This is a genomic window from Rothia sp. P100 (assembly GCF_023712425.1).
Lineage (GTDB): Bacteria > Actinomycetota > Actinomycetes > Actinomycetales > Micrococcaceae > Rothia > Rothia endophytica.
This window is the reverse complement of record NZ_JAMAYG010000004.1, coordinates 228,936-244,568: the sequence shown is the minus strand read 5'-3', so window position 1 is coordinate 244,568 and position 15,633 is coordinate 228,936. Positions and strand designations below refer to the sequence as shown.

The window sequence follows — 15,633 nt, the reverse complement described above, 5'->3', positions numbered from 1 at the left end:
TTAGCAGGTGCGGGGCTCATATCAACTATGAGGTACTCACAGTTTTAGGGGTTATTAGAAGTTCTTACGGGTGTCATCGCCGTCAACGACGATTTCTTCCTTGCGGACGTCTGCGGATACACGCTCGGTCTCGGTGTGAACTTCCTTACCCACTGAGACGCGCTCGGTGGCCACGGTCTCGGTTGAGACGACAGGGCGCTCTTCGTGAGCGGTAACAGTAACGTCAGCATGTGCATCGGCTGAGTCAAAATCGTAGTTATCTACGGTCTTGCCATCCTTGAGGTCGGTGCGCTCAACGACGATTTCTTCCTTGCGGACGGGAACCTCAACAGTTTCCTTCTCAGTGTGAACAACCTTGCGCAGGCGAACCTGGCCGGTTTCAGTTGCACTGGTTGCCTTGGAAACGTTCAGACGCTCCTCATGAGCAACAACATCGCCGTCATGAGGGGTGGTAGCGTGCGCATCGCGATGATCTTCTGTGAAATCTGTAGCGCCAGCGGTTGCGGTGCCAGCAGCCAGGCCCTCGTGTGAGGTGCGAGCGTCATCGTGAGTGGTAGCAGTGCCGCTCATTGAGTAGTACTCGTAGAGACGCTGCTCTTCTGCGGGTGACAGCTCGCCGTCTTCAGCAATGTTGGGGGCGTCCTTTACGAATTCCTTCGTGAAGGGAACGTGGATTTCGTCGCCGCTGTAGCGCGCCTGGTCAACAGGAACGAATGATTCGTTGGTGCCGAAGAGACCGGTGTTTACAGTAACAAAGGTGGGGTTACCAGTCTGCGCGTCGAGGTAAAGTTCGCCAACCTTGCCGATTTTTTCACCCTCGGGGCCAAAAACGGTGGAGTTGCGCAGAGTTTCGATAGTTTCGTTAGTAGCCATAGGTCTTGCTCCCTTTCGGAGTATTTTCATGGACGGTGCACGAGAGCTTAAGAGACCCTTACCTGTAAGGAGTCTTATACCCTAGCACACTAGTAACACTACTCATTAACAGCATACTTGGCAAATACCTAAGCTGGCTTTTTAAATTATTTTTCACCCCTATTTACCTAAACTTAGTACAGAACCCCACTAATCCCAACATGTCTAGACATGATACTTCTGACATGCCAGAACAGATAATAAACTGGGATTAGGGTCTAAAAACATGTATTGTATTAGAGGAGTCTTTTGAAGATTCCGGCGCCGTCCTTCCATTCAGGCATGGAGGACGGCGCTTTCTTTACCCCTCATGAATTGCCCTCAAGACCATCAAACACCGTCGCGACCTGGTCTTTCAGCCCTGCAACGTTTACCCTGCAGTCCACTAATTTTAGTGACCCCTGAGCTTTGACTGGCAACTTATCAGCCAACCAAAGCTCAAGAGCTTCTGCGCTGTGACCGGGAATCTCACCCTTGCTATTACAGACGCGCCACCAGGGCACATTTGACCCCCAAAGAGCCAGTACTCGCCCAATCACACGGGCAGACTCCCCTGTTACGTCCCCAATGTCTCCATAGGTAGCCACTGAACCGCAGGGGATGCACTCAACAGCCCGCAGTACACGCTCTACGCGTACATCATCCATGGAAAGAAAGACTCTCTTAGTTTTAGCTATCAGCAATTACTAGGGAGGTGCTCGTCACCGACGCAGAGCCCATAGAGATGAGCTGGTCAATCATCACCGCTAAATCCTCCATAGAGTCATCCACCTCGATATTCACAGCATACTGCCCTACCATCACCGAAAGGAGCTGAAGAATCGCCTCACGCGCGGCCGGGTGACCGGGGCGGTAACCAATGGTGACATCGGTCGCATCATCCTCCGCCAGCTTCATCTGACCGGCATCTACTGCTAGTGGGCGGTAGCTAATGGCAAAGGCACTGATCAAGCCCTTTTTGCCTTCCCGCTGAGCGCGTAGTACGTCATCACGCAGGACGACCGCACCAAGGGCTTCTGCTTCATCGGAAAGGAAGAGACGGTTCACGCGTCCAACTGAGGTCTGGGCAGGAGGGTCCCAAGCATGAACTGCTGTATAAAACTCCCAAAAACACTGCGTCAGTTCCACTGAGCCAGTAGCGATGTCCTCAATGGACTGTGTAAGGCGCTCCGCCTCGTCCTGATGCAGGGGCACCGCTGGCACACCGCCGGCTTCTACCCGCACCATGCGAGAGCGCTGCAATACGCTGAAACCGTGATGTTCGGCGAACGCAAGACCTACTGATTCCGGCACGGTCTTGCTGCGCAGGGCAGTCACGCCGCTGGGCGCCTGCTGCGCGGCATCTTTGAGATGTTGCAACAGGGCAGACCCGACACCCTTACGGCGGTGGTCGGGGGCAACCTCTACATACGCCCAGAGACGTTGAGTATGCAGCGAGGTCTCATAAATAACACCGGCCCCCACAGGAACACCCTGATGCTCAGCAACGATAGTGCGGATGAAAGGTTCATTGCTACTCTCAGCGAAGGACGAGCGGAATGCAGCTACCTGGTGGTTTTCGGGGTCGTTCCAGTACTGCAAAAGTGCAAGGTCATCGCCAGACTGCCAGGGGCGGTAGATGTAGTCGTTCACAGGTGCCTTCCGGTCTCTCATTGTGGGGTACTCACCTACTCTAGCGGACGCTCCCAGCGCTGGTGCAGAGAGTAGCAACACTGCCCCTGAACGCCCACCGCGAACCGAGAAAGTTTCAACTTGTCTTTACCTGCCGGTTACCGCTTAGAATGATGGTTGTTCCCAGCATTTCTTACCTTCTTTATAGATTGGTGTCATGACCTCACCTCTTGTGACAAAACCCATTTTGCGCGGTTCTAAAGTTGAACTTCGCCCCCTCGATGACCGCGCCATTGACGCGATGATTGGTATCTTGCAGGAGCCTGACGTACTCATCAAGACCGGCACCGCACATTCTCGTATCACCGAGACCCATCCCTTCGATGAGGCGCGTACCCGTGAGTGGTACGGTCGCCGCAACGAAAAGCAGAATCGTCTTGACCTGGCGATTTATGTACCTGAATTAGATCAGTATGTGGGGGAAGTCGTGTTCAACGAGTACGATCCCAACAACCTCTCAGTCAACTACCGCATCGCTATCGGCAAGGCCGGGCAGAATAAGGGCTACGGTACTGAGGCCACTAAGCTGATGGTGGACTACGGTTTTGAGCACCTGGGCCTCAACCGTATTGAGCTTGAAGTCTACGATTTCAATGCCCGTGCCCGCCACGTCTATACCTCCTGCGGCTTTGTACCTGAAGGGCGCCGCCGCGAGGCGCTCTGCATTGATGGCACCTTCCATGACGCCCTTCTCAAGGCTGTCATTAGAAAGGATTGGGAGGCGGCTCGCAGTGTTAATGGGTACCTGCAGCTATCAGAAACTCAGGTCGCCATTTAGTCTGCTCGGGCGGCCCCTGGGGCAAACGCTTCCACCGCCCTTTCTCTCAGCTCACCATTTGCTATCCCGGTCTCACCGGTGTAGTTTTTCTTTAAAGGTTAGACGCAAGAAAAAGGGAGAAAGTGTGGCAGCGCATTCACATTCCCACCAGCATGGCTCTGAGCATTCTCATGATTACTTTGCCGGTGTTAACACTCGGCAGCTGTTAGCAGTTGTTCTCATTGCCTGGTCGCTTTTTATCATCCAGTTGGTGGGTGCCTGGGTTACCGGCTCGCTTGCTTTACTTTTTGACACCGTTCACGTTGCCACCGACGCTATCGGGGTCACCGTTGCCCTCATTGTGGCTCATCTGGCTGCTCGCCCGCCGTCCGCTCGACGCACCTGGGGGCTCAAGCGCCTTGAAGTGCTGGCAGCGATGGTTCAAGCAGCGATGCTACTGGGGGTCGGGGCTTTTGTGATGGTTGAAGCAGTACAGCGCTTTTTTGATCCCCAGCCCCTAGCCACCAGAGAGCTGCTAGTCTTTGGCACACTCGGCCTAGCCGTCAATGTGGTAATGATACTGATTTTACTGGGCGGGGATCGCCGCAACTTTAATATGCGCGCGGCTTTCTTGGAGGTGGTCAATGATGCCCTGGGATCAGTTGCGGTCATTGCTGGAGCAATAATAATCGCGCTGACCGGCTGGCTGCAGGCTGACGCCCTTGCCGCCATTCTCATAGGTCTGCTGATCGTGCCCCGAACCCTCAAGCTGCTAAAAGAAACAGTGAGCGTACTCCTAGAATCGGCACCGCGGGGACTGGACGTAGAGGACGTACGCCGGCATCTAGAGACTCTTCCCCACGTGGTGGCTGTGCACGATTTGCATGCCAGCCAAATCTCCTCAGACCTACCGATATTAACCGCCCATGTGGTCGTTAAGGATGACTGCTTAACCGATGGGTGCGCCGTCGAAACCCTCAAACGGTTACAGACCTGCGTTGCTGAACACTTCGAGGTCAGTATCAGGCATTCAACCTTCCAGATTGAGCCTGAATCTCTGCAAGCAGCGGGTCACTACGACCAGCTACCCTAGATCAACCCTTAGTCCCCTCAGGCACAAGACCACTGAGGGTTAATAAACAAAAGATGCGCTTCACGTCAGCTCGTTGTAGCTGACGTGAAGCGCACCCTCGTGAGTTTATGTGAGGTTATCTACTCTTTAGCCAGCTATCTTAGCTGCCAAGTAGGCGGTGACCTGATCGAGAGCTACACGTTCCTGAGCCATGGTATCGCGCTCGCGGATGGTGACTGCCTGGTCTTCGAGGGTGTCGAAGTCCACCGTGATGCAGAAGGGGGTGCCGATTTCGTCCTGGCGGCGGTAGCGGCGGCCGATTGCACCGGCGTCATCATAGTCGATGTTCCAATTGCGGCGCAGTTCGTTGGCCAGCTTCTTGGCTGAGGGAACCAGGTCTTCCTTCTTGGACAGGGGTAGAACGGCAGCCTTGACGGGAGCCAGACGCGGGTCCAGCTTCAGCACGGTGCGCTTATCCACGCCACCCTTAGTGTTGGGTGCTTCATCCTCGACATAAGCATCCACCAGGAAAGCCATCATCGCGCGGGTCAAACCGAAGGAAGGCTCGATGACGTAGGGAACGTAGCGTTCGCCCGTGCCCTGGTCAAAGTATTCGAGCTTGGCATTGGAGTGCTCATTGTGCACGCCCAAGTCATAGTTAGTGCGGTTGGCAACGCCCATCAGCTCACCCCATTCGCTGCCTTGGAAACCGAAGCGGTATTCAAGGTCCATGGTGCCAGCTGAGTAGTGGGCGCGGTCGTCGTCGGGGACGTCAAACTTGCGCATATTATCGGGGTTGATACCCAGGTCAATGAACCAGTTCCAGCAGTCTTCAATCCACTGGTCGTAGTACTTGGGTGCATCGTCGGGGTGCACAAAGTACTCGATTTCCATCTGTTCGAACTCACGGGTACGGAAGATGAAGTTACCGGGGGTGATTTCGTTGCGGAAAGCCTTGCCGATTTGGCCGATGCCGAAAGGCGGGCGCTTGCGGGAGGCAGTCACCACGTTGTTGAAGTTCACGAAGATACCCTGAGCGGTCTCGGGGCGCATAAAGTGTAGGCCCTCTTCATTATCCACCGGGCCCAAGAAGGTCTTCATGAGACCTGAGAAGTTCTGCGGTTCGGTCCACTGGCCCTTATTGCCGCACTTAGGGCAGACGATATCGTCCATTCCGTTTTCAGGTGCGCGGCCCTTCTTGGCTTCAAAGGCTTCAATCAGATGGTCCTGGCGGTGGCGTGAGTGGCAGGAGAGGCACTCCACCAGGGGGTCGGTGAAGGTTGCTACGTGCCCGGAAGCCTCCCACACTGCCTTAGGCAGGATAATAGAGGAGTCCAGACCCACCATGTCTTCGCGTCCGCGGACAAAGGTCTGCCACCACTGCTGACGGATGTTCTCTTTGAGCTCTGCGCCCAGGGGGCCGTAGTCCCAGGCTGAGCGGGAACCGCCGTAGATTTCACCTGCCTGGAAGACGAACCCGCGGCGCTTCGCGAGTGAGATGACGTTATCGAGCGTGGACTTCGCTGCCATGTGTTGGATACTCCTATGAGCCTGCGCCACCGGTTGTGGCGTGCTTGGATTTGCAAAAAATGCACGCTCATCTGTGGACGCGTGCACCTACCAGCCTACCGCACGCACCGGGGCATATGGGGCGGTAAAGTATGGGGTATGAGCAACATTGAACCTGTTTTTATTCGTGACGAGATGATCCGTCTAGGTCAGTTCTTGAAACTGGCTAACCTGGTAGAAAACGGCACCCACGCCCGCAACGTCATTCAGGATGGCTTGGTCAAGGTCAACGATGAAATCTGTGAACAGCGCGGCAAACAGCTCCACCCCGGGGACGTCGTGGAACTCAATGGTATGGCAGTGCAGGTGGAAAGGGACTAACCCAGCACCTTTTCACTCAAATAAGCCGAAATATGAGTCAACTCATGAGCAGCGATGCCGTGGGCTAAGCCGGGGTAAAGCTCTTGCTCCACCTGGGTATACTTCCCCGCCCACTGCTGGGTGAATTCAATCTTCTCTGCGGTGATGACGGGGTCTGAGTCTCCCCTCCCCCAGAAAAGTTGTAGTTTCTGATTCCCGGTGAGCTCGGCGTCCCTAAAGTAATCAGAACCGCCGTCTACTGCGTAGCCAGAAAGCCCCACCACGGCAGTAATAAGCTCGGGACGGCGGCGGGCCACGGAAGTCGCCACGGCCATGCCTTGGGAGAAGCCCAGCAGGGTAACGCTCTTGTGGTCAGCAACTAGGGGTTCTAGCCAGTCCAGTACATAGTCGGTCGTCAGCTCAATGGCTCGAAAGCCAACCGTTTCTAGCTGAGCATTCAGCGGCCACCACTGGTAGCCCATGGCTGCTTGGCCAATATAAGCGCTCTCAGCGTCCGCGGGGAGCGCATACCCCACCGGTTGTGGGGCACGTAGGGACGCGTAGGTTACCTTATCGGATGGAAGGTAAGGGATCAGCCCGGTAAGGTCTCGTTCGTGAGAACCATAACCGTGCAAGAGCACCACCAGGTGGGTGCCTGCCCGTGCTGGCTCGGCATTTGAAAAATCAACCAGGTACTGGGACATAAGTTTTCCTTTGGGCGGGGTGTTTTTTCCAACCTAACATAGCTTCCCCGGGCTTTTGCCGAGCATTATAGTTAGGCGACCACCCTCAAATATTTGCGTGGGTAGGCGCGGCCGGCTGAGCGAGTCTTCTGCCCGTCTGCAGCGTCCTGCGCCTCAAAGCTCTGCAGCAGAATGCGCTCCAGCTGGCGGTGTTCAATCAGAAAACCGTCATGTCCACAGGGTGAATGGATCACGGCGGGCTCCACCGGCTGCGGCAGGGATGCAGCAATAATCTGGGTGTCGGATGGGAAGAAGAGGCGGTCCGAGTCTACGTAGGCAAGCGTCCATCGACAGGTGGAAAGAGCCAGCGCTTTCTCAAGATTGCCGCGACCACGTGCCACATCGTGGCTCAGTAGCGCCTCGTTGATCGCTAGGTAGGAGTTAGCGTCAAAACGTGCGGTCAACTTCTGCCCATGGTAATCCAGGTAGTTTTCCACCTGGTAGCGGCCGCGCTCACTGTACTTGGGGGCAAGTACCTCGTGGCCCGGCTGTTCGTCGCGCCCAAACCGGAAGTGCAGTTCAGCCGCTGAACGGTAGGTGGTGTGCGCGATACGTCGGGCAAGGGCCAGCCCGGTATCAGGAGCGGGGCCGTCGTAGTAATCGCCGCCGGCAAAGTTGGGGTCCTGGCGTATCGCTAGATTCTGCATGTGCCCCCAGGCAATTTGTTCGGCTGTAGCTGCCGAACCCGAAGCCAGCACAGCTACCGACCGCACCAGGGAGGGGTAAGTCACCGCCCATTCAATGGCGCGCGCTCCACCCAGTGAGCCACCCACCACGTGGTGGAAAGACGTAATGCCCAGCTGATCAGCCAGTACCTTCTCGGCGTGGACGCTGTCCCGAATGGTAACAGCTGGGAAGCGGGAGCCCCAGGGTTTGCCTTCAGGATCTATGGAAAGGGGTGAGGGGGAAGCCGGTCCTGTTGAGCCGTAGCACCCCCCCACCATATTGGGGGACACCACAAAGTACTTATCGGTATCGATGACTCGCCCTGGGCCCACAGCGGTAGGCCACCAACCACCTGCTTCAGCTGCCGCCCGCACTTCTGCCGGAGCATCCGAAGCCGCGCGACCAGCAGAGACGTGGGTGTCACCGGTCAGCGCGTGCAGAATCAACACCGCATTATCGCCGGCTTCATTGAGGGTTCCCCAGGTTTCATAGCCAATGACGACGTCGGGCAGAGTTTCACCGTTTTCGAGGGCTAGGTCGCCGATCTGGGCGTACTTAAGTACGCCGTCCTCACGGGTGCCAGCAGCGGTATCAGTGGTCGAGGTTTTAATCGTCATCGATTTACCTTTCGTACTTTAAAGTGCGTCGAAGCCCAGTTCGAGGTCAGCCAAAATATCATCGATATGCTCAATACCCACCGAGAGGCGAATAAAGGCGGGATTGATGCCGATGGCGGCTAGCTCATCTGGCGTTGATTGGCTGTGCGTGGTGGACGCCGGGTGTACTACCAGGCTGCGCACGTCGCCAATGTTGACCAGGAGGGAGTGTAAGGACAGCGCATCTACAAATTTTTGGGCGGTAGGAGCATCCGCGTCCTTGAGAGTGAAGCCCAGGACTGCACCGGCGCCACGGGATAGGTATTTCTGAGACAGCCCGTAGTAGGGTGAACTTTCCAAACCCGAGTAAACTACCGATTCAACTGCGGGATGCTCGGATAAGAAGCGGGCAACTGCAGCGGCGTTCTGCACGTGTCGCTCCATGCGGAGTGAGAGGGTCTCGATCCCGATCGCTATGTTAAAGGCATTGGTCGGAGAAATTGATGCTCCCAGGTCACGGAGCAGGGACACGCGGGCTTTCAAAATGTAAGAGAGGTTGACGCCAAAGGCGCCGTCTTTACCCAGGTCGCGGGCGTAGACCAGGCCGTGATAGCTCTCATCGGGCTGATTGAAGAGGGGGTATTTTTCGGGGTAAGCGCCGTAGTCGAAGGTGCCTGCGTCCACGATGACACCACCCACAGAGGTTCCGTGGCCCCCTAGATATTTAGTCGCAGAGTGCACCACAACATCAGCACCGTGCTTGATGGGGTTCAGCAGATAAGGTGTTGCTACGGTGTTATCCACGATAAGGGGAACACCCACGCTGTGAGCTACTTCTGCAATGGGTTCAATATCCAGCACGTCCCCGCGGGGGTTAGGCAGGGTCTCCCCAAAGAAAGCTTTGGTGTTAGGACGGGCAGCAGCGCGCCAGCTTTCGGGGTCTGCAGGGTCATCAACGAAAGTAGTTTCAATGCCTAAATTCGCCAGGGTGTATTTGAAGAGGTTGTAGGTACCGCCGTAAAGAGAGGGCGAGGCAACGATGTGATCCCCTGCCCCGGCAATGTTAAGAATCGAGAAAGTATTGGCTGCCTGACCAGATGCGAGCAGCAGCGCTCCCACTCCGCCTTCTAGGGCCGCGATACGGTTTTCTACCGCTTCTTGGGTGGGGTTATTAATACGGGTATAGATGGGACCCAACTCAGAGAGAGCAAAACGGTTAGCCGCCTGCTGTGAATCCTTGAAGACAAAAGAGGTGGTCTGATAAATCGGCAAAGCTCGTGCACCGGTGACCGGGTCAGGTTCTTGACCAGCGTGAATTTGCTGGGTCTCAAATTTCCAGCCGGCAGGCTTGCTGGGAGTAGGGATGTTCTGTGAGGTCGTCATGTTGGTAGCTCCAGTCTCTAGTGAGGAAAATATCTCGCAAGGTGGGGCCGCATGCCGTAACTCCCGGTCTACCGGAAGGTGATGCACCAAAGGAGAAGGCACATCGGTCCCGCGCTTACACATGCCCGTCTGGGATGTGTCAGGTCTTCACTCAGGGCACCCCACCGCAGGTGGAGGGTTGCCGGCCAGCTAGCTGAGGCTTAGTGCTGGCGCTCTTGACCTGTTGTTAGTCTTCCTTAGCGGGTTTGATGGCGTCAAGAAAGCACCGCAAGATGTCAGCATGTTTCATTTGTTGCAAAAGTTACGCAGGTGTAACTCTCACTCTTACACAGTTTGGATTAAGACCACGCACGGACTAGGAGCATGCTCCTGCTCTTATGGGGAAACCTCTCTCCACTAGACTGGAGAAGAAACCATCAGAAAGGCATCTCATGACGCTCACCCCACCCCGTCCCCCGCGCATCGCCAGCGAGCGCACTCATCATGGCGATACTTTCATTGATTACTACGAATGGATGCGTGATAAAGAGAGCGAAGAGGTGCTTGCCCATCTCACAGCAGAGAATGCTTACACCGATGGGGTTACCGCTGATCAGCAGCCTCTGCGCGACGCTATTTTTGAAGAGATTAAAGGCCGCACTCAGCAAACGGATATGTCCGTTCCCTCCCGCAGGGGTGCTTGGTGGTATTTCAATCGGACGGTGGCCGGCGAGCAGTACCCCATTATGTGCCGGGTGCCTGCCTTAACAGAAGGCAGCGTTGTTGAGCGTTATACACCACCGCAGGTGGTGCCCGGTCAGCCGCTTGAGGGTGAAGAAGTGGTGCTGGACTGCAACGAGTTTGCGCGAGACCTACCTTTCTTCTCACTAGGTTCCTTCCAGGTTACTCGCGACGGACGACTGCTGACCTTTGGAGTTGATGACACCGGCGATGAGCGCTACACCCAGCACTTTAAAAACCTTGAAACCGGCCAGATGCTGGATGAAAAGATTGAAGATATCTTCGCCGGAGCTTTCTTTGCCTCGGGCGCTAACCACCTTATCTATGCTGTAGCCGATGATTCCTGGCGCCCCTATCAGATTCGTGCTCATCGAGTGGGAAGTAACCCGGCTGATGACATTGCTCTCTATACCGAAGAGGATCAGGGCATGTGGCTGGGAGCGGGGATGTCGTCCTCCCGTACACACGTGGTGTTGACCTCCGGTAACTCTGAGTACACTGAAACCCGCGTGGTCAATATTCACGAATTAGGCGAGGTAGAGCCCACGCTGATTATTAGCAGGGAGCAGAGGATTGAGTACAGCACCGACATCATCGATGTCGATGGAAGAGCCTACCTGGTGCTCACCCATGACTTTGATGCGCCCAACTCAGAAATCGTCATAGCCCCTCTCCCCGATGCCTATGTACCCTTTGAGCGTCTGCGGGCTGATTGGGTGGCTCTTATGCCGCACCGCGACGATGTACGCATCGAGAGCGTTAGCTTCTCGCGCAACCACCTTGCGGTCATGGCGCGGGAGAACACCACGGTTAAGGTCTTTGTTGCACCCCGCAGCTCACTGTCACATCAGCTCGCCGTAGGCAACCCCCGCGGTATCGAGTTCACTCAGCCCGGCGGCTTTAGTGAGGAGCTCTACACCTCCTCCTGTTCAGGGATGAACATTATGTCCCCGGTGATTCGCCTCAACTACACCTCCTTCCTCACGCCCAGCAGTGTCTATGATTACTTCCCTGATACCGATGAGCTGGTGCTACGCCGGGAAACGCCGGTTCTGGGCTACGAGCGTGATCGATACACCGCTTACCGCATGTGGGCGCCAGCTGCCGACGGTGCCATGATTCCTCTTTCTGTCATGCACCTAGCTGATATGGATAAGACACAACCGCACCCCGTGATTCAGTACGGTTATGGCTCCTATGAAGCTTCAATGGATCCTTACTTCTCTGTAGCCCGCCTGAGCGTCCTCGACCGCGGCGCTATATTTGTGATTGCTCATATCCGCGGCGGTGGCGAGATGGGCCGGTCCTGGTATACCGAAGGTAAGAAACTAACCAAGAAGAACACCTTCACAGATTTCATTGATTCCACCGACTTTCTCGCCTCACTCCCCTGGGTGGACGAACAACGGATAGGTATTATGGGTGGTTCTGCCGGCGGTCTGCTCATGGGGGCCGTATTGAATATGGCGCCGCAGAAGTACAAAGCCTGCCTAGCCCAGGTTCCCTTCGTGGACGCCCTTACTACCATCCTCGACCCAGAGCTTCCGCTCTCTGCTTTGGAATGGGAAGAATGGGGTAACCCCATCGAGAACCGTGAAGTTTACGACTATATGAAGTCTTACAGCCCTTACGAAAACATCCGAGCTACTGCCTACCCGGCGATAGCCGCAGTCACCTCTCTTAATGACACACGTGTGTTGTATGTTGAGCCTGCAAAATGGGTAGCTAAACTGCGTGAAATTATATCTTCAGACTCACCGGTTCCCCTGCTCAAGACAGAAATGGACGGCGGGCATGGTGGAGGCTCAGGGCGGTACACGGCCTGGCGCGACATTGCCTGGGATTACGCGTTTTTGTTATCTCATCTGTCCGATAAAAAATAGATACATTTAAAATATTCAGGCATAAAAAGTATTGAGTGCTTTCTCAGCAGCAGGGGCTATCAACAACCAACGCTTATATCCCCTGCTCTTTTTATTTCACTCAATCACTCCTGCCTCCTGAGGAGTGTGCCCCCTTAGCACACCCCGGTAGTGCGAGTGTAGGTGCCCGTCCACTACTGGACGGGCGCCTAGCAGTTTAAAAGAAAAAGCAGGGTCACAGGAAGAAGATCCCGTGCCCTGCTCTTTTCAAGGAGGAGGTGGTTTTTAGCCCTCTACTCCCAGCTTTTCAAGGATAAGCTCACGCACACGTCCGGCATCAGCCTGACCGCGGGTCGCCTTCATGACCTGGCCGACGATAGCACCGGCAGCCTGGACCTTACCGGCACGGATCTTATCGGCAACATCGGGCATAGCAGCCAAAGCTTCATCGATAGCGGTGGTTAGCGCACCGTCGTCAGACACAACTGCCAAGCCACGCTTCTCAACAATTTCAGCGGGCTCACCCTCACCGTCAATGACAAAACCCAGCACCTGGCGGGCAATCTTGTCATTAATCTTCTTGGCTTCAATGAGCTTATTGAGCTCAAGGACGGTCTGAGCAGTCGCACCGGTGTCAGTCAGTTCGACTTCACGTTCCTTAGCGATGCGAGCGATTTCACCCATCCACCACTTACGCGCCACAGCAGCGGGGGCACCAGCTGCAATGGTCTCTTCGATGACGTCCATTGCACCGGCGTTGACCACGTCGCGGAACTCCTCATCGGAGAAACCCCAGTCAGCCTTGAGACGGCGGCGGCGCTCAGCGGGAGGCTCGGGCAGTTCGGCGCGCAAACGCTCAATCCACTCGGCATCGGTTACCACGGGCACTAGGTCCGGCTCAGGGAAGTAGCGGTAGTCATCCGCGTCAGACTTAGGACGACCCGAGGTGGTGGAGCGGGTATCCTCGTGCCAGTGGCGGGTTTCCTGCACCACCTTCTCGCCAGCATCTAGTACGGCAGCATGACGCTGAATCTCGTAGCGTACGGCACGTTCGACTGAGCGCAGGGAGTTAACGTTCTTGGTCTCTGAACGGGTTCCGAATTCGGTGGTGCCCTTGGGCATCAGTGAAACGTTGGCATCACAGCGCACGTTACCGCGTTCCATACGGGCGTCCGAGATACCCAGGTTCTTAACGATTTCGCGGATGGCCGCTACGTAGGCACGAGCCAGCTCAGGAGAGCGTTCCCCTGCACCCACAATGGGGCGGGTAACGATTTCGATGAGGGGCACACCGGAACGGTTGTAGTCCACCAGCGAGAAGTCAGCGCCCTGGATGCGTCCAGCGGCGCCGCCCTTGTGGGTCAGCTTACCGGCGTCCTCTTCCATGTGAGCGCGCTCGATATCGATGGTGAAGACGGTACCGTCTTCAAGCTCAATATCGATAGAGCCGTTCTCAGCGATAGGTTCATCAAACTGAGAGGTCTGGAAGTTCTTGGGGGTATCGGGGTAGAAGTAGTTTTTACGCGCAAAGTGAGAGACCGGGGCGATGTCACAGCCCAATGCTAGACCCAGCTTGATAGCAGACTCCACTGCCTTACCATTGACCACCGGTAGAACACCGGGCAGGCCCAGGGAGACCGGGGTAATGTTGGTGTTTGCCTCGTCGCCAAAGGCGTTGGGGGCAGCGTCAAACATCTTGGTAGCGGTGTTGAGCTCTACGTGCACCTCAAAGCCGAGTACAGGGTCGTACTTTTCCATGGCTTCTTCAAAGGACAGAATGTCGTCAGTCATTTACTTAGCTCCCTCAAAGTTGAAGTCACGAATCAAGGTTTCAAGGTCAGGCATCTGCTGGTGCAGAGGGCCACCCCACTTTTCGGTCAGCAGAGCTTCAAGCCCAGCGCCGGCGCGGTAGAGGCGCTCGTCCTCATGGGCGGGGGCGGTGAACTGGATACCAACGGGTAGACCGTCTTCATCAGCGAGGCCACCGGGCAGAGAAATAGAGGGCACGCCAGCCAGGTTGGTCGGCACGGTGGCGATATCGCCCATGTACATAGCCATAGGGTCACCCTTGGTCTTCTCACCCAGCTTGTAGGCGGTGGTGGGAGCGGTCGGCGATACCAGTACGTCCGCAACCTCAAATGCCTTAGCGTAGTCACGCTGAATGAGGGTACGCACCTTCTGGGCCGAACCGTAGTAGGCGTCGTAGTAGCCTGCTGAGAGCGCGTAGGTGCCCAAGATGATGCGGCGCTTAGCCTCTGCACCGAAACCGGCGGCACGTGAGGCGCCCATGACGCGCTCGATAGTGACGTTGCCTTCTTCAGGCAGCTTGCGTAGACCGAAGCGCACGCCATCATACTTAGCGAGGTTTGAAGAAACCTCAGAAGACATAATCAGGTAGTAGGCACCAATGGCTTCCTTGACAGAGGGCAGGGATACTTCAACGATTTCAGCACCAGCGCTCTTGAGCAGTTCAAGAGACTCATTAAAACGAGCTAGGACGCCGGGCTGGAAGCCTTCGCCACTCAATTCCTTAATAACGCCTACGCGCAGCCCCTGAAGCCCGCCCTCAGCCGCACCAGCACGGGCAGCATCAGCAAAGGAGCCTACAGGAGTCTGCAGTGAAGTGGAGTCCTTCGGGTCGTGCCCGGCAATAACTTCGTGTAGCAGGGCGGTATCGAGCACGGTGCGGGCGCAGGGGCCCACCTGATCGAGTGATGATGCCATAGCAATCACACCGTACCGCGAAATTGAGCCGTAGGTGGGCTTCATACCCACAGTGCCCGTGAAAGCTGCGGGCTGACGCACCGAACCACCGGTGTCGGTGCCAAGCGCTAGGGGTGCCTGGAAGGCAGCGAGTGCTGCTAGGGTACCGCCGGAGGAGCCACCGGGAGTGCGATCCAGCGACCAGGGGTTACGGGTCACACCAAAGGCTGAGTGCTCGGTGGTCGATCCCATTGCGAACTCGTCCAGATTGGTCTTGCCCAGCATCGGCATGCGCGCTTCGCGGACCTTCTGGGTAACGGTGCCATCGTAGGGGCTCATCCAGCCCTCAAGCATGCGGGAAGCGGCTGTGGTGGGCTGGCCCTTAGTGACGATGAGGTCCTTCACAGCAATAGGGACGCCCGCCAGAGCCGGCAGTTCCTTACCGGCAGCTCGGTCTTCGTCCACGCTCTTTGCTACAGCCAGCGCTTCTTCAGCATTCAGGTGCAGGTAAGCGTTGACGCCATTCTTTCCGGCAGCCCGGTTGTCGGCATCCAGTGCCTCGCCATCCGTAGCGATAATACGGTCAATAAAAGCCTGGGTTACCTCTACAGAGGTTAGCTCCCCTGCGGTAAGCTTTTCAGCAATTTCTGCTGCGGTAAGTGTCAACATATTGTTCATG

Annotated in this window: 13 protein-coding genes and 1 riboswitch; of the genes, 4 read left to right on the top strand and 9 right to left on the bottom strand. The window is 56.0% G+C overall.

The genetic code is table 11. The annotated features are described in order from the left end of the window. Nucleotides 1–54 precede the first annotated feature (54 nt). From M3668_RS10300 to M3668_RS10290, 3 genes are all read right to left on the bottom strand, one after another. Nucleotides 55–873 (bottom strand): PRC and DUF2382 domain-containing protein, encoded by an 819-nt coding sequence (locus tag M3668_RS10300; RefSeq protein WP_237203412.1) that lies wholly within the window; start codon nucleotides 871–873, stop codon nucleotides 55–57. Nucleotides 874–1,220: 347 nt separating this feature from the next. Then, nucleotides 1,221–1,559, bottom strand: a complete 339-nt coding sequence (locus M3668_RS10295) for an MGMT family protein (protein WP_251380755.1) — start codon at nucleotides 1,557–1,559, stop codon at nucleotides 1,221–1,223. 22 nt (nucleotides 1,560–1,581) lie between these two features. Then, nucleotides 1,582–2,544, bottom strand: a complete 963-nt coding sequence (locus M3668_RS10290; protein ID WP_237203410.1) for a GNAT family N-acetyltransferase — start codon at nucleotides 2,542–2,544, stop codon at nucleotides 1,582–1,584. 196 nt (nucleotides 2,545–2,740) lie between these two features. Between M3668_RS10290 and M3668_RS10285 the strand changes: the two genes are divergently transcribed. Both M3668_RS10285 and M3668_RS10280 read left to right on the top strand, forming a co-directional pair. Next, nucleotides 2,741–3,361, top strand: coding sequence for a GNAT family N-acetyltransferase (locus M3668_RS10285; protein ID WP_251380754.1), 621 nt, complete (start codon nucleotides 2,741–2,743; stop codon nucleotides 3,359–3,361). A gap of 124 nt (nucleotides 3,362–3,485) precedes the next feature. After that, the gene (locus tag M3668_RS10280) at nucleotides 3,486–4,433 is read left to right on the top strand and encodes a cation diffusion facilitator family transporter (RefSeq protein WP_502948969.1); all 948 of its coding nucleotides are present in this window, start codon (nucleotides 3,486–3,488) and stop codon (nucleotides 4,431–4,433) included. A gap of 126 nt (nucleotides 4,434–4,559) precedes the next feature. Here the strand turns inward: M3668_RS10280 and M3668_RS10275 are convergent, their stop codons facing one another. Then, entirely contained in the window at nucleotides 4,560–5,942 is a 1,383-nt protein-coding gene (locus tag M3668_RS10275) for a glycine--tRNA ligase (RefSeq protein WP_251380753.1), read from the bottom strand. A gap of 138 nt (nucleotides 5,943–6,080) precedes the next feature. On the opposite strand from M3668_RS10275, the gene M3668_RS10270 reads away from it, so the two are divergent. After that, complete coding sequence (locus M3668_RS10270; protein ID WP_251380752.1) at nucleotides 6,081–6,302, top strand: RNA-binding S4 domain-containing protein; 222 nt, start codon at nucleotides 6,081–6,083, stop codon at nucleotides 6,300–6,302. Here M3668_RS10270 and M3668_RS10265 read toward each other — a convergent pair. The 3 genes from M3668_RS10265 to M3668_RS10255 all read right to left on the bottom strand — a co-directional run bounded on the left by M3668_RS10265 (nucleotide 6,299) and on the right by M3668_RS10255 (nucleotide 9,669). Next, entirely contained in the window at nucleotides 6,299–6,985 is a 687-nt protein-coding gene (locus M3668_RS10265) for an alpha/beta hydrolase (protein ID WP_251380751.1), read from the bottom strand. The two genes, M3668_RS10270 and M3668_RS10265, sit on opposite strands and share 4 nt — an antisense overlap. A gap of 71 nt (nucleotides 6,986–7,056) precedes the next feature. Beyond that, nucleotides 7,057–8,307: a homoserine O-acetyltransferase MetX gene (gene metX / locus M3668_RS10260; RefSeq protein WP_251380750.1), complete on the bottom strand. Its 1,251-nt coding sequence runs from the start codon at nucleotides 8,305–8,307 to the stop codon at nucleotides 7,057–7,059. An 18-nt stretch (nucleotides 8,308–8,325) separates the two neighbouring features. Beyond that, complete coding sequence (locus M3668_RS10255; RefSeq protein WP_251380749.1) at nucleotides 8,326–9,669, bottom strand: O-acetylhomoserine aminocarboxypropyltransferase/cysteine synthase family protein; 1,344 nt, start codon at nucleotides 9,667–9,669, stop codon at nucleotides 8,326–8,328. A 106-nt stretch (nucleotides 9,670–9,775) separates the two neighbouring features. Further along, nucleotides 9,776–9,890, bottom strand: a riboswitch (SAM riboswitch). 210 nt (nucleotides 9,891–10,100) lie between these two features. On the opposite strand from M3668_RS10255, the gene M3668_RS10250 reads away from it, so the two are divergent. After that, the gene (locus M3668_RS10250; protein ID WP_251380748.1) at nucleotides 10,101–12,272 is read left to right on the top strand and encodes a S9 family peptidase; all 2,172 of its coding nucleotides are present in this window, start codon (nucleotides 10,101–10,103) and stop codon (nucleotides 12,270–12,272) included. A gap of 264 nt (nucleotides 12,273–12,536) precedes the next feature. On the opposite strand, the gene gatB is transcribed toward M3668_RS10250, so the two are convergent. Next, nucleotides 12,537–14,042 (bottom strand): Asp-tRNA(Asn)/Glu-tRNA(Gln) amidotransferase subunit GatB, encoded by a 1,506-nt coding sequence (gene gatB / locus M3668_RS10245; RefSeq protein ID WP_251380747.1) that lies wholly within the window; start codon nucleotides 14,040–14,042, stop codon nucleotides 12,537–12,539. After that, a complete protein-coding gene (gene gatA / locus M3668_RS10240) occupies nucleotides 14,043–15,632 on the bottom strand; it encodes an Asp-tRNA(Asn)/Glu-tRNA(Gln) amidotransferase subunit GatA (RefSeq protein ID WP_251380746.1) in 1,590 nt (529 codons plus the stop codon). It lies immediately after the preceding gene. Nucleotide 15,633: the final 1 nt, after the last annotated feature.